This is a genomic window from Arthrobacter sp. AL12 (assembly GCF_029960645.1).
In the GTDB taxonomy this organism is placed as follows: Bacteria; Actinomycetota; Actinomycetes; order Actinomycetales; family Micrococcaceae; genus Arthrobacter.
Map to the genome: position 1 here is coordinate 1 of NZ_JASBQY010000010.1, position 22,274 is coordinate 22,274.

The 22,274-nt window shown below is 67.6% G+C and carries 20 protein-coding genes and 3 pseudogenes; 12 read left to right on the forward strand and 11 right to left on the reverse strand.

The window, feature by feature from the left end:
- Positions 1–778 precede the first annotated feature (778 nt).
- Together QK291_RS11990 and QK291_RS11995 are read left to right on the forward strand one after the other, a co-directional pair.
- Entirely contained in the window at positions 779–1,399 is a 621-nt protein-coding gene (locus QK291_RS11990) for a uracil-DNA glycosylase (RefSeq protein WP_282382116.1), read from the forward strand.
- Positions 1,400–1,428: 29 nt separating this feature from the next.
- Positions 1,429–2,385: an L-lactate dehydrogenase gene (locus tag QK291_RS11995; protein ID WP_282382119.1), complete on the forward strand. Its 957-nt coding sequence runs from the start codon at positions 1,429–1,431 to the stop codon at positions 2,383–2,385.
- Here the strand turns inward: QK291_RS11995 and QK291_RS12000 are convergent.
- Together QK291_RS12000 and QK291_RS12005 are read right to left on the reverse strand one after the other, a co-directional pair.
- Complete coding sequence (locus tag QK291_RS12000; RefSeq protein ID WP_348994574.1) at positions 2,382–3,557, reverse strand: cation diffusion facilitator family transporter; 1,176 nt, start codon at positions 3,555–3,557, stop codon at positions 2,382–2,384. The genes QK291_RS11995 and QK291_RS12000 overlap by 4 nt on opposite strands.
- The gene (locus QK291_RS12005; RefSeq protein WP_282382120.1) at positions 3,554–3,889 is read right to left on the reverse strand and encodes a metalloregulator ArsR/SmtB family transcription factor; all 336 of its coding nucleotides are present in this window, start codon (positions 3,887–3,889) and stop codon (positions 3,554–3,556) included. Before QK291_RS12005 ends, QK291_RS12000 begins: the two co-directional genes overlap by 4 nt.
- Before the next feature lie 402 nt (positions 3,890–4,291).
- Here QK291_RS12005 and QK291_RS12010 point away from each other — a divergent pair, with 402 nt between their 5' ends.
- The 3 genes from QK291_RS12010 (at position 4,292) to QK291_RS12020 (ending at position 6,707) form a co-directional block, all read left to right on the forward strand.
- A complete protein-coding gene (locus QK291_RS12010) occupies positions 4,292–4,426 on the forward strand; it encodes a hypothetical protein (protein WP_282382121.1) in 135 nt (44 codons plus the stop codon).
- A gap of 158 nt (positions 4,427–4,584) precedes the next feature.
- A complete protein-coding gene (locus QK291_RS12015) occupies positions 4,585–5,187 on the forward strand; it encodes a DUF305 domain-containing protein (RefSeq protein ID WP_282382123.1) in 603 nt (200 codons plus the stop codon).
- Between the two features lie 203 nt (positions 5,188–5,390).
- Entirely contained in the window at positions 5,391–6,707 is a 1,317-nt protein-coding gene (locus tag QK291_RS12020) for a GNAT family N-acetyltransferase (protein WP_282382124.1), read from the forward strand.
- Positions 6,708–6,983: 276 nt separating this feature from the next.
- On the opposite strand, the pseudogene QK291_RS12025 reads toward QK291_RS12020, so the two are convergent.
- Positions 6,984–7,583 (reverse strand): annotated as a pseudogene (locus QK291_RS12025) (HD domain-containing protein); the annotation flags it as partial.
- Positions 7,584–7,592: 9 nt separating this feature from the next.
- Complete coding sequence (gene gluQRS, locus QK291_RS12030) at positions 7,593–8,489, reverse strand: tRNA glutamyl-Q(34) synthetase GluQRS (RefSeq protein ID WP_282382128.1); 897 nt, start codon at positions 8,487–8,489, stop codon at positions 7,593–7,595.
- 469 nt (positions 8,490–8,958) lie between these two features.
- Between gluQRS and QK291_RS12035 the strand changes: the two genes are divergently transcribed.
- The 4 genes and pseudogenes from QK291_RS12035 to QK291_RS12050 all read left to right on the forward strand — a co-directional run.
- Positions 8,959–9,417: an Lrp/AsnC family transcriptional regulator gene (locus QK291_RS12035; protein ID WP_282382346.1), complete on the forward strand. Its 459-nt coding sequence runs from the start codon at positions 8,959–8,961 to the stop codon at positions 9,415–9,417.
- Positions 9,418–9,522: 105 nt separating this feature from the next.
- The gene (locus QK291_RS12040; RefSeq protein WP_282382131.1) at positions 9,523–11,001 is read left to right on the forward strand and encodes a WXG100 family type VII secretion target; all 1,479 of its coding nucleotides are present in this window, start codon (positions 9,523–9,525) and stop codon (positions 10,999–11,001) included.
- Positions 11,002–11,144: 143 nt separating this feature from the next.
- Positions 11,145–11,657 (forward strand): hypothetical protein, encoded by a 513-nt coding sequence (locus tag QK291_RS12045; protein ID WP_348994575.1) that lies wholly within the window; start codon positions 11,145–11,147, stop codon positions 11,655–11,657.
- 34 nt (positions 11,658–11,691) lie between these two features.
- Positions 11,692–11,916, forward strand: a pseudogene (locus QK291_RS12050) (LysE family translocator); the annotation flags it as partial.
- Positions 11,917–11,919: 3 nt separating this feature from the next.
- On the opposite strand, the gene QK291_RS12055 reads toward QK291_RS12050, so the two are convergent.
- From QK291_RS12055 to QK291_RS12080, 6 genes and pseudogenes are all read right to left on the reverse strand, one after another.
- Positions 11,920–12,285, reverse strand: a complete 366-nt coding sequence (locus QK291_RS12055) for a nuclear transport factor 2 family protein (protein WP_282382134.1) — start codon at positions 12,283–12,285, stop codon at positions 11,920–11,922.
- A 72-nt stretch (positions 12,286–12,357) separates the two neighbouring features.
- On the reverse strand, positions 12,358–13,347 hold the full coding sequence (locus QK291_RS12060; RefSeq protein ID WP_282382137.1) for a hypothetical protein: 990 nt from the start codon (positions 13,345–13,347) through the stop codon (positions 12,358–12,360).
- Between the two features lie 38 nt (positions 13,348–13,385).
- Positions 13,386–13,886: a DUF456 domain-containing protein gene (locus QK291_RS12065; protein ID WP_282382140.1), complete on the reverse strand. Its 501-nt coding sequence runs from the start codon at positions 13,884–13,886 to the stop codon at positions 13,386–13,388.
- 127 nt (positions 13,887–14,013) lie between these two features.
- Positions 14,014–15,222, reverse strand: a complete 1,209-nt coding sequence (locus tag QK291_RS12070; RefSeq protein ID WP_282382143.1) for a malic enzyme-like NAD(P)-binding protein — start codon at positions 15,220–15,222, stop codon at positions 14,014–14,016.
- Positions 15,223–15,524: 302 nt separating this feature from the next.
- Positions 15,525–16,174 (reverse strand): annotated as a pseudogene (locus QK291_RS12075) (TetR/AcrR family transcriptional regulator).
- Positions 16,175–16,325: 151 nt separating this feature from the next.
- Positions 16,326–17,642: an MFS transporter gene (locus tag QK291_RS12080; RefSeq protein ID WP_282382145.1), complete on the reverse strand. Its 1,317-nt coding sequence runs from the start codon at positions 17,640–17,642 to the stop codon at positions 16,326–16,328.
- Between the two features lie 186 nt (positions 17,643–17,828).
- Here QK291_RS12080 and QK291_RS12085 point away from each other — a divergent pair, with 186 nt between their 5' ends.
- Both QK291_RS12085 and rraA read left to right on the forward strand, forming a co-directional pair.
- Positions 17,829–18,926: a thermonuclease family protein gene (locus QK291_RS12085; protein WP_282382148.1), complete on the forward strand. Its 1,098-nt coding sequence runs from the start codon at positions 17,829–17,831 to the stop codon at positions 18,924–18,926.
- Positions 18,927–19,004: 78 nt separating this feature from the next.
- Complete coding sequence (gene rraA, locus QK291_RS12090) at positions 19,005–19,481, forward strand: ribonuclease E activity regulator RraA (protein ID WP_282382149.1); 477 nt, start codon at positions 19,005–19,007, stop codon at positions 19,479–19,481.
- 54 nt (positions 19,482–19,535) lie between these two features.
- Here the strand turns inward: rraA and QK291_RS12095 are convergent, their stop codons facing one another.
- Positions 19,536–20,468, reverse strand: coding sequence for a hypothetical protein (locus tag QK291_RS12095; protein WP_282382152.1), 933 nt, complete (start codon positions 20,466–20,468; stop codon positions 19,536–19,538).
- A 299-nt stretch (positions 20,469–20,767) separates the two neighbouring features.
- Here QK291_RS12095 and QK291_RS12100 point away from each other — a divergent pair, with 299 nt between their 5' ends.
- Positions 20,768–22,231, forward strand: a complete 1,464-nt coding sequence (locus QK291_RS12100; RefSeq protein WP_282382155.1) for a sugar porter family MFS transporter — start codon at positions 20,768–20,770, stop codon at positions 22,229–22,231.
- Positions 22,232–22,274: the final 43 nt, after the last annotated feature.

Sequence of the window (22,274 nt, forward strand, 5' to 3'; positions counted from 1 at the left end):
CCACCAAAGAGCCAACGACCTCCACCGCACCCGAAGGCGGCGCCAACTCGCAGCCACACCGTTGCCGGGCCAAGAGGACGGCTTCTGCCCAAACTGCGACTCGGCCAGAGCCACATCAGCCTCCATGGTGTAGCCGCCGGTCGAGTCCCCGAACGCCACGCGATAGCTGCCGCACGTCGGCCCCTCGGCGCGGCCCGGCGTCGGTGACGATGAACTCGGCCCGCACCCCGTCCGGGTCCTGGACTGTCAGATCCGCGTAACTGAACCGGGTGCAGCGGAGCCCGTGGCCGAAGGGGACGAGGGGCTTCTGTGCGGTCTTCGCGAACCAGGGGGTAGCCGACGTCGGATCCCTTGGTGTAGTTGATGGTCGTCGGTGTCCCCCACCGTGTGCCGAGGCACGGAATCTCCGGCCGCGGCGTCTGGTTCAGGGCGGCCGGGTAAGTCAGCGGGAGTTCCCGGAGGGATTGGTGACGCCGGCGAGGACTTCGGCGATCGCCTGGTGGTCGCAGCGGCCGACCGTCTTGCGCGCCTCCCCTGAAACGCAAGGCCTGCAGGTACCTTCGCGATCTCGCTATGAGACGGCTCGGACATTTTCATGTCCAGAACGACCCGGCTTAATCCAGTGGTTACCTGCAGGCGCTTTAAGCGTACGCCTGCCCATTCAGCGTGACTAGGGGTCCGCTGCCTCTTCAGGCGCCCGGAAAAACGCCCCAGCGCCCAAAAGCGTAGAGTGGAACCAGACGCCTGATTCTGGACGCCGAGCGCTGAGGGAGAAATCGTGACGATTGTTGACTGGGACGAAAAGAAGACCCTGCTGCAGGAACCGAACATCGCCGCCGTAACGCAGCTTTGCGACGAACTGATGGAAAAGAAGCCGGGGTCGGTCGTCCCCTACATCGATCCCGTCCATGACGAGGACGAGTGCCGGATCGTCAGCCTCCACATCGCCCCGGGCAAGGGCACCGAATCGGGCTTCGTTTCCCACTTCAACGATGACGAGGCCGCCCGCCGCGCCACCTCCATCTACGAGGCCGTCGAGCTTGACCCCCGGTACGTGATGCCGTGGAATGCCTACCCCTGGGTCCGCGATCCGGAGCTCCCCTCCGCGCTGAACGTCCAGGAGAAGACGGACGGGCTACGGCCGTTCCGCCAGTTCCTCAAGATCAACAGGCGCGTCTCCGCTGTCATCGCCCACGGCGCCGACGCCCATGCCTTCCTGACACTCTTCGAGAAGACCTACCACTCCTCCCTGAAAAACCGCGGGGTCAAGATTTATAAGGCCACCGCCCTGGGCGGCCGCGCCTTCGCCGTCTCGGCCGCCAAGCAGGAAGAACTCCTGAGCAAAAACGTCGAGGTCTACAGGGACGCCATGCAGCGGGCAGGCATCCAGCACCTCTAGAAGAGTCGCCTGACCGGAAGAGGCACGCCATGTCCCAGAGTCCCGGCTCAAAACTCGCAATTGTCGGCGCCGGCAGCGTCGGCACTTCCCTCGCCTACGCCGCCCTGATCCGCGGCTCGGCCAGCAGGGTCGCCCTCTTCGACGTCAATGCCACCAAGGCTGAGGCCGAGGTGCTGGACCTGGCCCACGGCACCCAGTTCGCCGCCGCCGCGGCAACCGTCACCGGCGGCGGGGACATCACCGCAACCGAAGGGGCCGACGTCGTCGTCATCACCGCCGGGGCCAAACAAGCACCGGGCCAGACGCGGCTGGACCTGGCCGGCACCAACGTCCGCATCCTCGAACAGCTCATGCCGCAGCTGCTCACGCACGCCCCGGACGCCGTCTACGTCCTGGTGACCAACCCCTGCGATGTGCTGACTGTCGCGGCGCAGAAGATCTCGGGCCTGCCATCCTCGCGCATCTTCTCCTCCGGCACCGTGCTGGACACATCCCGGCTGCGCTGGCTGCTGGCGCGCAAGGCAAGGGTCTCCCTGACCAGCGTGCACGCCAGCATGGTGGGCGAGCACGGCGACACCGAGTTCCCCATCTGGTCCGGTGCCACGATCGGCCCGGTCCCGATCCGCAATTGGACGGTCGAGGGCGAACGCGTCTTCACGTCCGACTACCTCGCCGAAACCGCGCGTGAAGTGACGCAGGCGGCCTACAAGGTGATCGCGGGGAAGGGCGCCACGAACTACGCGATCGGCCTGTCAGGCGCGCGCATCGTGGAAGCCCTGCTGCGCGCGGAAAACGCGGTCCTGCCGGTGTCGACCGTGCTCGACGGCCAGTACGGGATCACCGGGGTGGCGCTGTCGCTGCCCAGCATCGTGGGGCATGGTGGGGTCCGCGCCGTGCTGGATACCCCCATGGACGACGGCGAACTCGCCTCGCTGCACCATTCGGCGGAGACGCTGCAGCAAAGTCTCGCAACGCTGGGGATCTAGGCCGTTTGCGGCGACCCGACTGCGGCGAAGTCGGGCACAACAGTGACCGGACCGACGTGCGGCATGGCCCGGCGGACCCCGCTTTCCAGATTGGCCGTCACCGAGGCGAGCTCTACCAGGTGCGCGTCCGTCGGGATCGGCACCGTGATCTCCACGTGCAGCCGGTGGCCGGACCAGCGCAGCCGAGCGGTGCCGCCGGAACGGGAGTGTTCCGCGACGACGGCCGCGACCCGCCGGGTCAGCTCAGGGTCGACACCGTCCATCAGCCGCCGCCCGACGTCGCGAACAGTGCCCCAGAGGAGGACGGCGATGGCGGCGGAAATCAGCAGGCCAACGATCGGGTCGGCCAGCGGGAAGCCGAGCCAGACGCCGATGACGCCGGCGACGACGGCCAGCGAGGTGAAGCCGTCCGTCCGGGCATGGACGCCGTCAGCCACCAGGGCTGCGGAACCGATCCGCCGGCCGACGCGGATCCGGTAGATCGCCACGAGTTCGTTGCCGGCGAAGCCCGCCAGCCCGGCGGCGAGCACCCAGCCGAGATTGTGCACGGCCTGGGGTTCGAAGAAACGGCGGATCGATTCGACGGCGGCCACCACCGCGGAGAGGGCGATCATCGCAACAATGAACAGCCCGGCGAGGTCCTCAGCGCGGCCGAACCCGTATGTGTACGTCCGCGTGGCCTTCCGGCGGCCCAGCAGGAACGCGATCCACAGCGGCACCGCGGTCAGCGCGTCAGAGAAGTTGTGTACGGTATCGGCCAGCAGCGCCACGGAGCCGCTGACCAGTACGATCACGAGCTGGAAGAGCGCGGTGGTGCCAAGGCCGAGCAGGGATATCTTGACGGCCCGGATGCCCTGGGAGCTGGATTCGAGCGCCTCATCGATGGAGTCCGCAGCGTCGTGCGAGTGGGGGACGAAGACTGACTGAAGCCAGCCCTTCAGGCCGGTGGCGTGCGTGTGGTTGTGACCGGACCCGCCGTGGTCGTGGTGATGCTCGCCGTGGTCACGGTCATGCGGGTGGACGTGGCCGTCCGCGCCGTGGTCATGGGCGCCGTGGCCGTCCGCGCCGTGGTCAGCCGCATGCGGGTGGACGTGGACGTGCCCGTCTTCGCGGCTATGCTCCTGACCTTCGCCATGGCTGTGTTCGTCCACGGCATCCGACGGGCGGTTCATGCGCCGTGCCGCGGGGCCGTGCCGAGCGCGTGCTCGGCCTGGTGGATAGCATCCATCACCAGCTGGCGGGAATGGTCATTCTGCAGCCGATAGAAGACCTTGGTGCCTTCCTGCCGTGTTGCGACCATGCCGCCCAGCCGCATTTTGGCCAGGTGCTGCGAGACGGCTGAGGCCGGCTTCCCGACGCGCTCCGCGAGGGCGTTGACCGGCAGCTCACCCCCGCCCAAAGCGAGGATCAGCCGGACGCGCGTGGCGTCGGCCAGCATGGAGAACACCTCGACGGCCAGCTCCACATGGGGGCTGTCGACCTCAACCTGCATATCTGCATTCATACGCAGATACTGTCACAGTAGTCCCTTCCGGCCAATTCCTGGCTGCGCCGACGGAACACAATCCCGGGGCAGGCGTTGAAGACAGGTAGCCTGAGGGCTTCGTGACACTGCCCGAAGCCCTCACTGAGAGAAGCCCTCACTGAGAAAGGAGGATGACGATGTCCGCAGCCGCCGCGGACAACTCCGTCGCCGTCCTCCGACATGCCGCCCTGCTGGTCGGCGTGCTCGCCGTGATTGCCGGCCGACGACGGCACCGCTCCGGCGGAGACCGCGGCTGCCGTGACACCCGCTGCGGCGACCGTCGGCGAAGCCCAAGTCCCGCCGTCGTGCACCTGCCAGGGCGGATGCGCCAAGGGGCCAGGGGTTCACGTCGGCTGCACGCCGTCGCCTGCAGGGGCCTCCTTGGGCGCCCCGCAGCCCGGAACCATCCTGCTGGAGGCCCAGCCCTGGACCGCAGAGGGGGCTGCCCGCCTGTTCGGCTACGCCTATCTGCCGGGGACGCCCACACCCCGGGACCTGTCCATCAGCCGCACGTAGGAATGGGCATGTGCCGTGACGACGCCGCCGCACCACCACCACCACCACCACCACCACCACCACCACCACCAAGCGTATGGCCGCCGATTCCGGCAGCCTCAGCGCTGCTCCACCCCGGCGTCCACTGCCGCCGGGACCAACGAAGGACATGACCTCCCATGGAGAAGACCCTCACTATTTCCGCCGCCGCCCTCGCCGCCGTTATGGCACTGGCCGGCTGCTCCACCCCCGGCAGTTCCGACGGCAGCGGTAGCATGCCGGGCATGGACCACAGCACCATGGGCTCGAGTGCAGCACCTGCGGCCGCGGGCCACAACGGCTCGGACACAATGTTCGTCCAGGGAATGATCCCGCACCACGCCCAGGCCGTGGAGATGAGCAACATCATCCTGAAGCAGCAGGGCATCGACGCCAGGATCACCGCGCTGGCCATGAAGATCAAAGCCGCCCAGGCGCCCGAGATCGAGAAGATGAACGGCTGGCTCAAGGACTGGAACGAACCCACCCAGGCGCCGGGCGGCCACTCCATGACCGGCATGATGAGCGGCGAGGACCTTAAAAAGCTCGGCGCCGCCCAGGGCACGGACGCAGCGAAGCTGTTTCTCAGCCAGATGATTGCGCACCACGAGGGAGCCGTCGAGATGGCGAACGCCGAGGTTCGGAGCGGCAAAAAGGCCGAAGCAGTTCAGCTGGCCAAGGACATCGCGGCCTCCCAGACGGACGAGATCCAGGAAATGAAGGACCTGCTCGCGGGCCTGTAGACCGCCCGTTCGCCGTCGAGGTCAGACTTCGCGCCCATGTTCGAACGAAACATGGGCGCGAAGTCCCACCTCGCGGGGTTCCCGGGCCGGTCGCGGCGGCGCCGTAACGCAACGTCCCCGGCAACCTCTCCCCGAGGCGGGTCGCATATGCTCGACGGACAGCTTCACACTGGCTCAGCGACGAACCACCCGGGAGACACCTCATGACCAACTGGCGAATCAGGGATTTTCATTCCGCCGATCTCGACGGCATCCTGCACCTCTGGGAGTCCCTCAAGGCCACCAACGTCGAACCGGTCTACGCGCTCTCCGAGGTGCTGGCCTCCTGCGAAAAGGACCACGCCGTCGTCGCGGTGCAGGGCGATCAAATCGTCGGCGCCGCCATCGGACGGGCCGCCCATGACCAGGGCTGGATTGTCTTCCTGGCCACCCTCCCCGAATCCCGGGGCCGCGGGATCGGCACGTCGCTGCTGGCCGCCGTCGAGAACCGGATGGCCCCGCACGGGCTGAACAAGCTCTCCGCCCTCATGCCGGAATCCGAGACCCGGGTGGAGGCGTTCCTGGGCCGCGGCTTTGTGCTCAAGAAGAACCTGCGCTATTTCGAACGCAAGATCCCGGTGCAGCGCCAGGAACTTGAACCCCTCAGCCAGCTCGGCGGCCGGATCCTGGCCCGCGACCTCTGGGAAAACGTCGCCGGCATGCGGAACGAGAAGGAACTGCTGGAACGACGTCTGGTCCTGCCGCTGGCCGAGGCCGACCTCGCCGACGAGTACGGCGTGGTTCCGCCGCGCGCCGTCGTCCTGTTCGGCCCTCCCGGCACCGGCAAGACCACCTTCGCGAAGGCGATTGCCTCACGCCTGGAGTGGCCCTTCGTGGAGGTCTTCCCCTCCCGGCTGGCCGCCGACCCCAAGGGCCTCGCCGGTGCGCTGCGCGAGACCTTCCTGGAGATCGCCGAGCTGGAACACGCCGTCGTCTTCATCGACGAAGTGGAGGAGATCGCCTCCCAGCGGTCCGGCGAACCGCCGTCGCCGCTGCAGGGCGTCACCAACGAACTCCTCAAGATCATCCCGGCCTTCCGCGAACAGCCCGGCCGGCTGCTGGTCTGCGCCACCAACTTCATCCGCGCCCTGGACACTGCGTTCCTGCGCCACGGCCGCTTCGACTACGTCATCCCCATCGGCCTGCCCGACCGCCAGGCCCGCGAGGCCATGTGGCAGCGCTTCATTCCCGCCACCGTTGTGGACGATGTGGATGTGGAGCTGCTGGTGGACCGGACTGAAGGATTCTCCCCCGCGGACATCGAATACGCGGCCCGGAGCGCGTCCCAGCGTGCGCTGGAAAAGGCCGTGTACGACGACGGCGGGCTGGCTTCCAGCGGCAGCGCCGCCCTCCGCGACGCGGTCCGGAAAGGTCCCGCGACGCAGGACTACCTCGACGCGATAGCGGACACCCGGACCACGGTCAGCGACGAGGTCCACCAGCAGTTCCTCGAGGACATCGACGCCCTGGGCCGGGTCTGACCCCCTGAAGCAACGCGGGGTCAGCTAGCGCCCATGGTGGGCGCCCGGATGGGCGCGACGTGACCCCGCGTTGCTGTTAGGGACGACGGCGGACAGGGTTTCCGAAGCGGCCGGCCCCGGCGGGACCGAGCCGGCTCAGGCCCGGCGCGGCACGGACTCGGGGTCCGCGGCCGGGGTCTCGCTGGGTCCGGGCGCCGGCTCGGACTCGGGGTCCGCGGCCGGGGTCTCGCTGGGTCCGGGCGCCGGCTCGGCCGCGGTCGTGTCCTCCGCGGCGTCCTCGTAGGAGAGGTTCTCGTAGTCGGTGTCGTCCGCCTCGTCGAGCAGATCGTCGAGTTCCTCCAGCAGCGAGGGGTTGATCCGGGCCAGGATTTTGCGGGTTTCCTCCACCGGAACCGCGGCATAGAGCAACGGGCGGGCCTCGTTGTAGCGGGTGACCGGCGGCTTGTCCGGCCACTTCTCGGCCAGTGCCCTGACACGCTCCGGCAGGGAGTTGTGCGCGTTGTCCGCAATTTTCACCAGGGTGGCGTCGTGGTCCTCCGCGATGTAACGGATGCCGGCCTGGTAGTCGTCCGGGTTCTCATGCAGGCGCTTGGTGACGCGTTCAATGATGTCCGCGGCCCGCTCGGTGACGCCCATGTCCAGCAGCGCCTGCCGGGTCATGGGGGTGTCCTCGGCGATGTCGTGAAGGTAGCCGGCAATCCTGATGTCATCGTCGAAGTCCGCCAGGGCATCTCCGACGGCGATTACGTGCTCACGGTATGGCCGCTTGAGCTTGTCCTTCTGGCGGTTGTGGGCCACTTCGGCGAGGATTTTCGCAGTCTCGACGGTAAAACTCGGCTGCCGGGTGGGCGCTTCCCTGGATTCTGGTTCTGACATGCTTCCAGCCTACGCGTCCGGCCCGGCCATCCCCGGCCAGATCCATGGCTCCCGCGGCAGCACGGCAGGCTCAAACACCGCGAGCGCCTGTCCCAGAGGACCGGCCGGCAGCCCCAGAGATGCCAGCAGCACGTCCCGCACCCCGCCCACCGGAATGCCCTCGGCCGCAAGGTCCGCGAGTGTCACAGCGCCGTCGCGCTTGGCCAGCCGGGCGCCGTCGGCGTTCAGCACCAGCGGCACATGCGCATATTCCGGGACAAGCATATTCAGCAGCGAGGCGAGGTAGGCCTGCCGGGGAGTGGAGGGCAGCAGGTCGTCGCCGCGGACCACCTGGTCGATGCCCTGGGCGGCGTCGTCCACCACCACGGCAAGGTTGTAGGCCGTCACGCCGTCGTTGCGGCGGAGCACAAAGTCATCCACCACTCCGGTGTAGCTGCCGTGCAGGACGTCCTGCACGGTCGCCGCGGCCACGGCGGACCGGAGCCGGACAGCCGCTGGACGGACGGCGCGCTTGACCGCGCGTTCGGCCTCCGACAGGTTCCGGCAGGTGCCCGGGTAGGCCCCCTGCGGAGCGTGCGGCGCCGACGGCGCCTCCTGGATTTCGCGGCGGGTGCAGAAGCACTCATAGGTCAGGCCCGCCGCGGTCAGTCCGGCGATCGCCTCGGCGTAGAAGGGCTCGCGGTCGGTCTGGCGGACGATAACGCCGTCCCAGGTGATGCCGATCGCGGCCAGGTCCCGGAGTTGCCCCGCCTCGGCGCCGGACCGGGCCCGGTCCAGGTCCTCAACCCGCATGAGAAACCGCCTGCCGGTGGACCGGGCGAAGAGCCACGCGAGGATGGCCGTGCGGAGGTTGCCGACATGCAGTTCGCCGGAGGGGCTGGGCGCGAAACGGCCGGCTGAAGTCATGGCACCAGCCTATGCGCCGCCGCCCCGGCACCAACTGCAACGCGGAGTCACTAACGGCCCATAACGGGGCCGGACGTGGGCCGGGAATGACCCCGCGTTGTCTGTGGGGCACACACAAGAGCCCCTCAGCTACCGATGACTCCGGGAATACCGACGTCGGTGGCTCAGGGGCTCTTGCCGTGCCGGACCCGGGGCATTGCTCCGGGCCATGGCACTGCGAATACGGAGATTGGTGCGGAAAGACGATGGTGTGAACAAGAGTCAATCAGCGGGCGGGTTCCTTGCGGGAAGCCTCATCCAAGGTCCGGGTGGTGTGCCGGGGTACTTGTAGCCGTTGGGATCCGGCGGTGGCCTTCGTCCCTTTGTTGTCACTATTTCAACAGAAGTCCTACAGTTGGTGCAACGGACATCCCTCGAACTGGTCAATCTGATCAACTCTGGCCGGGACATCGAACAGGAAGTGGTCATTTTGCAGGAACTCGACGCGACCGACCGGCGAATCCTCCTCGCCCTCGACCAGGATCCCCGGCTGCCCATTATGGTGCTGGCCCAGAAACTGGGCCTGGCCCGCGGCACCGTGCAGTCGCGCCTGGAGCGGATGACGGCGTCGGGCGCGCTCCGTCCGAACAGCAGCCGGGTGCTGCCCTCCGCGCTGGGCCGCGGCGTGGCGGCGTCGGTCAGTGCCGAACTTGACCAGAGCCACCTGGATGAGGCGATTGCAGCGCTGCGGAACATCCCCGAGGTACTGGAATGCCACGCACCGGCCGGCGAGACGGACCTGCTGATCCGGGTGGTGGCGAAAAGCCCGGACGACCTGTACCGCGTCTCGGAGGAAATCCGGCTCTGTCCCGGGATCGTGCGGACCTCCACCAGCATGTTCCTTCGTGAGGTCATCCCCTACCGGACCACGGGGCTGCTCGGTTCCTGACCTTGCAGCCCCGGCGGCGGGGAGACCTCCCCATCGCTGCCCACCTGGAATGCGGTTAGGCTGACCGTGGCAATCAAGCGGGTGCAACAAAGAGTCGGGGGACATGTGGCGGGCAACTTCTACGGGGCGGACGTCGCCCAGCTGCGCCGGCTGGCCAAGGACCTGGCCGGCAGCGCCCAGCGGCTAAACCAGCTTGGACAACTGCTCAGCGGCACCATCAGCATGAGCCCCTGGAAGGGCAACGACGGCGACCGCTTCCGCGGCGACTGGACCTCCTCACACCTCCGGGCCCTGAAGGCCGCGTCTGCCGGAATCGATGCAGCATCCAAGGCGCTGCTGCTCAATGCCGGTGAACAGGAGCGCAGCAGCCAGGGCGGCGCCGGTTCCCCGCTGGGAGGCGTCGCCGCGAACGGCACCGGCACGGCCCAGCAACTCACCGACATCCTTGGCGGCATGACACCGGCGGAACGCGCGGCCTACCTGCTGAGCAACGAATTCCAGGACTGGGCGCTGAGAAACCCGGAGGCTGCGAAAACCGCGATGGACGCAGCGGCTGATTCTGGGCTGATCGACGTGAGGTCCCCTGAATACGCCGATTTCCTGAGCAACCATTGGAACCACCAGGCGATGCGCGGAATGGGGATCGACCCCGCAACCTGGGACACCGCCCAGGGCACCGACTTCAACTGGGAAACCATCAAGCGGGTCTACGATTTCTACGGACAGGCCTACCTCACCGACGCTGACCTGCAGTGGGCCGGAATGGCCAACATGATCGGCCCATCCTTTGCCGGCGGGTTCAAGGACATGGCCGTGATGAGGGACCTCGCCCAGCAGATCACCGACAATCCGGCGTCGAACATTCCACTGCCGATGCTGGACGAGCTACGCCAACTGGCGGGCATGACCGATGCGGAGATCAGATTCTACGAAACCAGCATGCTGGATATGAATAAGGAGATCTTCCTGGACCAGGCCCGGCAGCACGAGGCCTACCTCAGCGGCGGCCTGGCGGAAATCAACCGACTGCGTGATTCCGGTGCCATTGACGCCGGAACCGCCAAGTCGTGGCAGCAGATCGCGTCCGGCGAACCCGACGAGGTCCGAAAAGGAAACACCGCATTGCTCTTTAGGGAACAGAATGACATTATCGCCGACGATTACGTCGCTATGCGCGATCATCCCGGCGGGGAAGCCGTGACCTATCTGGTGACCCTCGCGGGAGAACCGTCCATTCCGGAAGCCAAGAGCTTCGCCGAGGTCTTCCCCTACGGATTCAGCGTGGAGAGCCCCGGCCCACAAAACGTACCCCTGACGTCCTGGGATAACCCGTCCCAGTTCCGCACCGACTTCACCACCGGGTTCCCGGATGGAAATATCGCCGACGCCGACCAGCGCTGGGCCCTGATCGACCAGGACACGCTCCCGGCGTACCAGAAGCTGCTCGCCGCAGATCCGGAAGGCGCCCGGGACATCATCGGCTCCGATTTCAACGACCGTGTGGAGCAGCACCGCCCGACAAACAACGTCCCGCAGATAATGGAGCGCTTTGCGTCAGGCTTCAGTTCCGAGGTGTACCAGTGATCACGAACCTCCGGGTGAGGCGCTGGGCGGCCGCGCTGGCCGCAGCAGCCCTGGGCTCAAGCCTGCTGATCACAGGCTGCCAAGTCGTCCGTCCCCCGTCCCCCGGCTCTTCCTCCGAACCTACCCCGCCCCCAGGGAGCACAGTGACATCCTCCGAATACTCGACCCTCGACGCTGCCGGTGTTCAGCAGATTGAAAGCAGCCGCCAGGCGCGCCTGGATATGACGGGCGGAGAGCTCCTCAAATCCGCGGTACGTCTGACGGACGACAGCCACGGCCCGGAAATCAGCACCCGCGGAGCGGGCAAGATGGCGCTCACCGTCGCCGGGCCGAGCGGCGAGATCCGGGGACAGACGGACCGCATCCGCTTTCTGACCACGGACTCCCAGCCGGACTTCAGCCAGATCACGTACTTCCTCACCGCGGAGTCACGGGACGAGTACTTCGCCCTGATCCGCGACGGCGTGGAACGGTACGGCATCGAGAGCCGCGCCGCCGAAGGCTGGATAACCTCGATCAGCGCCCGGCCGGAGGACGAGAGCAGCTTCGCCCTCGGCCCGGGAACCGCAACCGGCTTGAATGTAAGCTACGACCTGCGTTATGACGGTTCGAAAGACGTCCAGGTCATCATCGTGCACGTCAGCCCTGTCGGGTAGTCGCGAAACAAGTCCGAAACTGCCCCGGTGCGGCCTGCCTGTGCCCGTCCAGTCCGGCCTCCTCGGCTTGACGTTTGTTCTCCTGGTCGGAGTGGTCTACAGCGCCGTTGCCTTGCTGGCGCGCAGGCTGCTGCACTCCCGGCCGGGGGCGGCGCGGAAAGTGACGCTCGCCAGCGGCATCATCATGGTGGCCCTGGGCACCGTCCTGATGTCCGAGCAGCTGGTGCCGCTCCTGGGCCAGGCCCTATCCCGCGGCTGAACCTCAGCCGGCCGCCGCGCGCGGCATGAACCACTCGGTGAACGCTGTGGCCCGGCCGTCGACCGCGAGCTGGATGATCCAGAGGTTGTCGTAGCTCCGGCTGTCCCGGCGGTAGTCGGTGCGGCCCTCCACGAAGGCCCTTCCGCCGTCGACGCCGAGAAGTTTCCACTCGAACGTCCAGTCCCCCGGCTCGTCATGGCTGGCGATCCAGCGTTCCACGATCTCCTCGCGTCCCGTCCACGGCTCGGGATCATCCGGGCGGGTGGAGTAGACGGCGTCCTCCGTGAACAGCGCCCTGATGTCCTCCGGCGCGTTCGACGTCCAGGCAGTGATGTAGTGCTGCATCCAGCGCGCTGCCGCATCCCTCATTCCTCGGTTGTACTCCCTGTTTCCGGGGGCCCGCAAGGGCCATCCATCCGGGACCGGACACTTCGCCCTGGTTCAGTCGTCGTCGGTCCGGCCGTATTCGCGGTCCCAGAGCTCGTGGAGTTCCGCGTCCTTGCGGATGGCCCGGACCGTCTCCAGGTCTGCGGACTGACGGTGCTGCCGCTCCAGCCGGTTCAGTGCCTTCCGTCCGTTGTCCAGCAGCAGGAGCGCCCGGTCCGTCAGGGCATCGCTGCGGAGCGTGAAGTCGGTCGAGCGTCGGCGCAGGACCTCCTGCAGGGCGGCACGGGCGGCCGCGTTGGCGCCGAATTTCCGCAGCGAGCGGGCCCGCACCAGGAGCAGTGCCGCCGACAGGTCATCCCCGTTGAGCAGCCCTTCAGTGTCAGCCACCACCTCCTCGTGCCGCCCCAGCGAGGCGGCCAGTGTGCAGCGCGCCAGGGCCATGGGCAACGACGGCGGCAGTCCGTTCAGCGCCGCGAGGGCAGTCTCCGTCTGGCCGGTCTCGCGCAGTGAGTGGGACAGCGCCAGGAACACCGCCTCCTCGCTGAACAGGACCGGAACGTCGACCCGCTCGGCGACGGCCACCCGGGTGATGACACGGGCCAGGTAGGTGGAGGCGTAACGGTTCGCGTCGTCGTCGCTCTTGGTCAGCATCCCGCGCTGGAGCAGTTCGGCAGCGCGCAGGTGGCCACCCTGGGCGAAGCTCTGCAGCCCTGCCATCAGGTAGCACAGCCCGGCCCACCCGGGGTAGGTGTGCGCCAGGGCGATCAGCCGGTTTGGGTCGGAGCTGCCGAAGATCGCGGCGTGCACGGCCTTCGCCGCCTTGCCCGGGGCTTTGCCGCCCACCTTCCCGAGCCGGGGCGCGCCGCCCTCCACCGGCAGGGCGCCACGGGTCCGCCCGGCAAGGACTCCGGAGACCGCGCCGCCCACGCCCTCGGCGAGGCCGCGGACAGGCGTCCGGATGACCGGCGTGCGGAATGGCGCCAGGTCGCGCAAGTCGCGGTACAGGGCTGGGCGGGGTGCGGATTGTCCTGGTCCGGCGCTCATATATCCATGCTAGTAGCCGCGGAGAGGCCGTGGGCAGACTAGGCCGCGGCCGAAATCCACAGGCCGATCACCCAGGTGCTGCCAGCGAGGCAGGCGAGTCCGAACTCGACGATCATGCCCAACCCGGTGGCCTTTAAGGCGGCCCAGCTGGAGGCCGCAGCGGTGCCGATGGCCCGCGTGCGGTGCAGCTCGCTGAGCAGCAGCCCGGCGGCGAAACCGACGAACAGGCCCACCACCGGAATGATGAACATCCCCACGACGCCGAGGACCAGCCCGGCCACCACCGAGCGGCTGGGAATGCTGTGCTGTTTGAGTTTCCGGCCGGTCAGGACCGCGCTGGCGGCCATTCCGGCCAGGACGAAGACCATGCCGACCGCGAACACCACCCAGCCGGTGGTTCCGGCGCCGCCCCAGATGGCCCAGGCCAGCAGGCTCAGCGCGATCAGGATGCTGCCGGGCAATACGGGGATGACGGTACCGGCCACGCCCACCAGGATGGCGAGGCCGCACAGAATCGTCACAACAGTCTCGGAGTTCATCGCCCCAGTCTAAGGCGCGAGGGCCTGTGGTTCCGGCCCGCCCGGGCGGCCCCGGCCGGCACCAGGAAACGACGACGGCGCCGCATCCCCCAAGGAAGCGCCGCCGTCGTCGTCTGTGCTGCGGTGGCTACTCGGCTTCAACCGCCGCGGCGACGGCGGCGGACACCGCCGGGGCCACCCTCGGGTCCAGCGGACTGGGGACGATGTAGTCGGCGGAAAGGTCCGCGTCGGCCAGCGCGGCGATGGCGCGGGCCGCAGCCAGCTTCATCGCCGGCGTGATCCGGCGCGCGCCGGCGTCGAGGGCTCCGCGGAAGATGCCGGGGAAGGCGAGGACGTTGTTGATCTGGTTCGGGAAGTCGCTGCGGCCCGTGGCGACGACGGCCGCGTACCGGCGCGCTACCTCGGGCAGGACTTCGGGATCCGGGTTCGACAGGGCGAACACGATCGAGTCCTGGCTCATCAGCTTGAGGTGTTCCTCGGCCAGCTGGGAGGAGGAGACCCCGATGAACACGTCGGCGTCCAGCATGGCATCGGCGGGTCCGCCGGAGATACCGCGCGGGTTGCCGCTCTCGGCCAGCTGGGCCTTCTTGCTGGCGGGATCGGCGGCGATGTCCGCCCGCTCGCTGTTGATGACGCCGCGGGAGTCCAGCAGCACCACGTCGCTGATTCCGGCGGCGAGCAGCATCTGCGCGACGGCGATCCCGGCGGCGCCGGCGCCCGAGACGACAACGCGCAGCTTCTCGAGCCCGCGTCCGGTCACCTTGGCGGCGCCGGTCAGGGCCGCGAGGACCACGACGGCGGTGCCGTGCTGGTCATCGTGCATGACGGGGCAGTCGAGGGCCTCGATGAGCTTCTCCTCGAGCTCGAAGCAACGCGGCGCGGAGACGTCTTCAAGGTTGACCGCGCCGAAGCTCGGGCGCAGCCGGACGAGGGTCTCGACGATCTCGTCGACGTTGGTGGTGTTGAGCACCAGCGGGATGGAGTCGAGCTCGCCGAAGGCCTTGAAGAGGGCCGATTTGCCCTCCATCACGGGCAGCGAGGCGCTGGCGCCGATGTCGCCAAGGCCGAGGACCGCCGTGCCGTCGCTGACGACGACCACGAGTCGCTGGGCCCAGGTGAGGGTCTTGGCGAGTTCCGGGTTGGCCGCGATGGCGCGGCTGACCTGGGCGACGCCGGGTGTGTAGGCGATGGACAGGTCGCGCTTGCTAGCGAGCGGCACGGTGCTGGCGATGGAAAGCTTGCCGCCCTGGTGGGAGGCGAAAATTTCCTCGTCACTGAGCGCTGCTGCGGGCTCGGGGGACGTGGCGTCGGCGGCGTTATTCGTTTCAATGGACACTTCGTTGTCTCCTGGGGCTCACCGTGGGCGTACGGCACATGGAAGCTCAAGCACCGGGATGCTCAAGATGGTCTGGGGAACGTCAGCAGCGACCCAGGGTTGGTGGGTCTGCGGTGAAGCTCCGGGTACCGCAGGCGGCTGGGCCGCTCCGGTTCTGCAATGGTAAACAGATCCTGCGGGCCGTGACGTGTCCGGCGACATACTCCGGCGCTTGGTTAAACGTTTATCCGGCCGAATCTGTGGCCCGGATGACGGAATAGCGCCGCTACCGGCCGCTAATTTATCGGATTGGTCTAGACCAGTTACGCCGCCCGGCGGGTGCATGTCAGCAGGAAACACGCCTTTTTGAGATCTTCCTCGGCTTCGAAGAGGGACAGCCTCCGGCAGCGGACCGACTGAACCAGTCCAGTGACGGTCAGCAGCAGGACCCGCGCGAGATCGCGGCGTCGCCGCTGACGGCCGTGACGGCCTTCTCGGCAGCGGAGTCGATCTCGCTGAGCAGCTTCGTGGTGTCCGTGTCCTTGGTGTAGACGGCCCTGTTCAGGCACTGCTCCACGGCAGGCTGCATGAGGCGCATGTGGAAGATTTCCATCACGACGCCGACCAGCTAGTGGACCGGCACATCACCCCCTGCGCCCCCCGCGTTCCCGGCGCTCCGTGCGGGCGGGTTCGCAGTCCTTCCCGGGGATTTCTCCGCGGGTGCGGCTGCGTGCAGTTCCGCCAACTGTTTGCGGTAGAGCGCCAGCACCAACTGGGTGGCCGAGGGAAAGTACCGGTACAGCGTGCCCAGCGGAACATCGGCCTTGGCCGCGACTTCGGACAGGACCACCGAGTCCAGGCCCTTGCGGGCGAACCCGGCGCCGATGTCGAGGATCCGGGTGTAGCGGAGCCGCTGCCGGGGCAGGGTGGGCGGAGGGGCCATCGGTGGAAGTTCTGAGTGAAATTCAGGCATCAGCAGCGTTCCGGGGTCGGTTTTCTCGGCAGCCGGGAGCGATGCCCCACAGCGCTGCCGCGGCAATTCCCGTCCACTATACGCCACGCTCCCGGGCCCGACGCCAGTCACAAACAGTGCCGGCGGGAGCCACCCCGCGGCGGGCCCTGGCCTAGTCGACGCCCTTGATTTTGACCACAAAGACGGCCCCCAGCAGCCCGATCACGGCCGCCGCAATGTACAACGAAACGTAGCCTCCCCACAGCGTGACAAAGGGGAAGGCGATGAGCGGAGCGAGCACCTGGGGCAGGGAGTTGGCGATGTTGAGGACCCCCAGATCCTTCCCGCGGCTCAGCGACGTCGGAAGCACCTGGGTGATGAGGGCGAAATCCACCGCCAGGTAGCAGCCGAAGCCGATTCCCAGTACCGAGGCGCCCAGCAGGGCCCCGGTCCAGTTCGGCGCGAACGCCAGGATCAGCGACGCCGCCGCGATGATGACCGAGGAGATGATCACGAGCGGCTTCCGCTTCCCCATCCGGTCGCTCAGCCGGCCGCCGACGACACTGGTCACCATCACCATCACCGCGTAGAGGCCGGTCAGGACCAGTACACCGAACTCCGGCGCGATGCCCTGCGTCTCCTGAAGATGGACGGCGTCCTTGAGGAAGAAGAGCAGGTACAGGGTGACCATATGGTTGCCGATGTTCACCAGGAGCCGGGTCAGCCAGGCCCAGGCGAAGTCCGGGTGGAGCACCGGGGAAATCCAGAAGTCCTTGGCGAAGCCGGCCAGGCTGAACGGCGGGCGTGCCCCGGCGGGGAGCGGGACGTCGTCGTTCTTGAAGAAGTACAGCACGACGCCGGCGAGCAGCGCCACGGCGCAGACCAGGTAGCCGACGGCGAAGTTCCCGGTGACCGCTGCGGCGATCACCGCACCGATAAGAATGCCGATGGTCTGGCCCATGGCGGCCAGGCCCCCCACGGTGCCGCGCTGGGCCACGGGCACGCGGTCCGGGATGGCGGCGGTGACTGCGGCATAGGCTCCGTTGCAGCCGGCCTGCACGAGGCACCAGAGCAGCGCCATGATGGCAATGTTCGGCGCCCCGGCGAGCGCGATCAGGGCCGCCGCGCCGAGAATGGCCCCGAAAAGGACCCAGGGCACGCGGCGGCCCAGGCGTGAGGTGGTGCGGTCGCTGAACGCACCGAACAAGGGGTTGGCCACAAGGGAGACCGCTGCACCGGCTCCGGTAACGAGGGCGAGGATGGCCTCCTTGTCGCCCTCGCTGAACGCCGCGGCCTGCTGGCCAAGGAGCACCTGGAGCGGGCCGAAGAATGCCGCATTGATGCCCACGTTGACGAGGACGACGCCGGTGACCCAGACGGGGCGGACCGCCCGTTCGGGGTCGGCGAGCGCCACCGCTGCCGGGCTTCCCGCGGAAAGGCCGCCGCGGGCTGGGTCCGGCGCTGCTCCGGACAGATCGGACAGGCTCATGTAGTTCGGTTCCCCCCGGAAACGGCTGGCTCCACGCTGAAGATCAGTGTGGAGCCAGACTATCGTGGGGATCACGATAAGGCGCCAATGGAAAAGTTGGATTCCGGCTCGGCAAAGTATCGTCAATGTCATTCGGGCAACTCCAGCATGGAAAAGCCCACACCACTTATTCCTGGGGAATGCACTTTGCTGTCAACAACGTCGGGCACTGCAGCCCGCACCAAGGCCGCGGGACTGGCGATTGCCGCCGTCATGGCGCTGACCGGCTGCAACGCTGGATCCGCCGCCCCTGAAAAGAATGCAGCCGAGCCGGCAACAAACTCGGCTCGGAACGAGGCAGTTGTCGTCCGTGTCGTTGACGGAGATACGTTCGAAGCCTCCGTTAACGGCGAACAAAAGACGGTCCGGCTGCTCAACGTGGACACTCCGGAGACAAAGGATCCCAAGGCACCAGTCGAGTGCATGGGTCCAGAGGCCACGACAGCTCTTGAGCAGCTCCTGCCAGCCGGCTCCAAGGTCACGCTGGAATTGGACGAGGAACCGCTGGACACATACGGCCGAACCTTGGCCGGCGTCTTCGACTCAAACGGGAAACTGGTCAACGCTGAGGTAGCGCGGACGGGCTTCGGAGTTCCTCTCTTGATCGAACCCAACAGGAAGTTCTATCCGCCGGTCGTCACGGCGTTCGAGGATGCCCGCACGAGGGGTGTCGGACTCAACTCGGCGGAAATTCCCTGCCTGCCCGCACAGCAGGTCGAACAAGCATCCAGGACCATCGAAACGATCGTGGCCGCACCGCTAGCCGAGGCTGCCTCAGACCTCGATGAGAGCCACGCAGGACTGGTCGCCGCACTGGCCGTGGTCGCCGCGCTCAAGGCTGCAGCGAACGCCAAGAACCACGTCCACTGGGCCGCATACAACGCGGCTCAACTGACCGCAATGGTGAATAGGCTGGATTCGGCTGCCGAAGCAGGGGCCGCGCACAAGATTTCCATTGGCGCGAAGAAGAAGGAACTTGCGGATGCTGCCGCTGCCGCGTCTGCCCGCCAGGCGGCGGAAGCTTCGGCCGCAGCAGCGGCTGCGGCAGAAGCTGAACGGCTTCGAAACCTGCCGCCCGTTCCGGCACCGTATGTTCCGCCTGCCTATGTCCCTCCGGCGTACGTACCCCCGGCCTATGTACCTCCGGCAGCCCCGGCCCCCGCGCCCAACCCGTACCCGGGATACAACGGTCCGCGTTGCTATGCCCCCGGAGGCAAGACCTGGACACCGTGTAGTAAGAGGTAGCTTAGGGACGGAGACTCGTGGATTCCGAGGAGCAGTCGAGTCTCGGTGACACCGTTCGCACCAGCAAGAGGAGACCCGATGGCCGCATCCGCCGTTAATACCGCCGATCTCTACGACGAGCGGGGGGAGGAACTCGACTCCGTGGCCCTGCAGTTTCAGTCCCTCGGCGGCAACACGCACTTCAGCGGACCGGTCCGGACCATCCGCTGCTTCGAGGACAATGCCCTCGTCAAGTCCACCCTCGCCACCCCCGGCGACGGCGCCGTCCTGGTAGTGGACGGCGCCGGCTCGCTGCGCACGGCGTTGATGGGGGACCTGATCGCGGCGAGCGCCGTCGCGAACGGCTGGGCCGGCGTCGTCATTAATGGTGCCATCCGCGACCGGACGGCCATCGCCGGGCTGCCGCTCGGGGTGAAGGCGCTGGGCAGCAACCCGCGCAAGAGCGCCAAAACCGGCGCCGGCGAGTTCGCCGTCGACCTGGAGATCGACGGCGTCGTCTTCCGGACCGGCGCGATGATCTGGTGTGACCCGGACGGGATCCTGGTCGAGCGGTAACGCGCCGAGATGACACTTCGCGCCCATGATAAGCAACGCCATGGGCGCGAAATCTCACGTCGGAGTCCAGCCCCGGGACAGGAGGGCGCGCCGGACCCTGGCGACGGCGGCGGGGCGCTCCCCCGTCAAGTCGTCCTTCGAGACCCTCACCTCGACCCAGCCAAGCCGGTCCGTGGTCCGCGCACGGTGGATGTCACGTTGATGCTGGCCGGGCCCGCCGTGGTGGACCCCGTCGTACTGCAGCGAGACCCCGAATGCCGGGTAGGCCGCGTCCGGCCACAGCTCCGGGGCTCCCCCGGGGCCCCAGACCACGCAGTTGAGCTCCGGTTCGGGCAGGCCGCCGCGGACTACGGCGAGGCGCAGATGGGTCTCCGGCGGGGAATCCGCACCGACGCGCACCAACCCGAGAGCTTCCCGCGCTCTCCGGATGTTCCTGGCCCCGGGGTGTTGGAACAGCATCCGGTTCAGCGCGTCGATGCTCGAAAGGGGGTCCCGGGGCGAGGGGAACTCCGGACCGTGCCCGGAGACCAGGGAATCCCCGGCAGCCACGAGGTCGTCCAACGGCAGGACCGCCGCCAGGTCCAGGAAGGTGCGTTCGGGCGAGGTCACCCGGACGCCGTCGAGCATTACAACGTCCCCGGGCCGCAGTGCGAGGCGGTGTCCCGCCGCGTTGGCCCGTTTCGGAATGCTGCCGCCCCGTGGCCGGGCAAGGTGGATCCGCCAGTCGGAGTCTGCCCACAGCGGGAGGCCCACGCGCCATATCCGCGCCGCGGTGAAGTGGCAGAGCACGGTGAAGTCATCGAGTTGGCAGTAGGCTCTCAGCGCTGCGGCGCCCTGTGCGCTACTGCCGGCCGGGATGCGGACGCCGCGGGACACGGTGATAAGGTCCCGGGCCCGGGTCCGCTTCCGCGAGATCCCGGCCGCATCCGCAGCCAGAACGGAGAACGAGCCATTCGCCAGGGCTGGTGGGAGTTCAAGTCGGCGCATTCCCCCATCATGATCAGATCCGGCGCCGCGCGTTTAAGTTATCCCCAGCTTGCCTCCACCTGTCCTCCACAGCGCCTGGGTCTGCGTCTGCCGAGGTGAGATTTCGCGCCCATGGCCGGGCCTAACATGGGCGCGAAATGTCACCTCGGCGCCGGACGGCGGAGACCTCCGCCCGCGGTGCCGTCAAACTGTATGTTTCGTCTCACTTTCTGGCCCTGTGACATGCACCGCTCTGGCTCCGGTGTCAGACTTGGTAGCCGCGGCGCAGGCCGTGGAACGCGAAACGCCGAGGGAGCCAGATGACAACCACCCAAGACCAGACCGTAGCCAAGATCCCGCAGCGGGTCATTTGGCTGGCCGTGGCGGGCGCCGTGGGCGGCTTCCTCTTCGGCTTCGACTCCTCCGTGGTCAACGGCGCTGTCGACGCCATCAAGGACGAGTTCGCGCTGAGCGAGGCCGTGACCGGTTTCGCCGTCGCCGTTGCCCTCCTTGGCTGCGCCGCGGGCGCTTTTCTGGCCGGGAAGGTCGCAGACCGCTACGGCCGCATCCCGGCGATGAAGATCGGCGCGCTGCTGTTCCTGGTCAGTGCCGTCGGGACCGGCTTCGCCTTCAGCGTGTGGGATCTCATCTTCTGGCGCCTCGTCGGCGGCCTGGGCATCGGTCTGGCCTCCGTGATCGCCCCGGCCTACATCTCCGAGATCTCCCCGCGCCACGTCCGCGGCCGCCTGGCGTCGCTCCAGCAGCTCGCCATCACCACGGGTATCTTCGCGGCCCTGCTCTCGGACGCCCTGTTCGCGAACTTCGCCGGCGGGGCCGGCGAGGCTCTCTGGTTCGGCATCGAGGCCTGGCGCTGGATGTTCCTCGCCGCCGCCGTCCCCGCCGTCGTCTACGGCTGGATCGCGTACACCCTGCCCGAGTCGCCGCGGTTCCTCGTCTTTCAGGGCAAGGACGAGGAAGCCCTGAAAATCTTCCAGTCCATCGCCCCGAATGAGAACACGGACCGCCAACTGCGCGACATCAAAAAGGCCATCGAGGAAGACAAGGTCGCGGGCCAGAAGGGCTCCCTGCGCGGCAAGGCGTTCGGCCTGCAGCCCGTGGTGTGGATCGGCATTATCCTCTCGGTGCTGCAGCAGTTCGTCGGCATCAACGTGATCTTCTACTACTCCACCACCCTGTGGAAGGCCGTCGGTTTCCAGGAGAAGGACTCCCTGACGATCTCCGTGGCCACCGCCATCACTAACATCCTGGTGACTCTCGTGGCGATCGCCCTCGTGGACCGGATCGGCCGCCGGCCCATCATGCTGGCGGGTTCCATCGGCATGGCCGTCTCGCTGGGCACCATGGCCCTCGCCTTCGGCTCCGCCACCGGATCCGGGGACGGGATTTCGCTGCCCGGTGCGTGGGGCCCGGTCGCTCTGGTGGCCGCCAACGTCTTCGTGATCAGCTTCGGCGCCTCCTGGGGCCCGCTGGTGTGGGTGCTGCTGGGCGAGATTTTCCCATCCCGGATCCGCGCCCGCGCGCTGGGCCTCGCCGCCGCCGCCCAGTGGATCGCCAACTTCGCCATCACCCTGAGCTTCCCGGCCATGGCGGCGGCCTCCCTGCCCCTGACCTATGCCATGTACGCGATGTTCGCGGCGGCGTCGTTCTTCTTTGTGAAGTTCAAGGTCCCCGAGACCAACGGAATGTCCCTGGAGCACGCCGAGACCCTGTTCGTCCCGAAGGGCTCCGCCAAGGATTCCGCCAAGGATTCCGCCAAAGCCTGAGCCCGACGAACTCTTCCGCCTCGCGAGGTGACAGATAATGCCC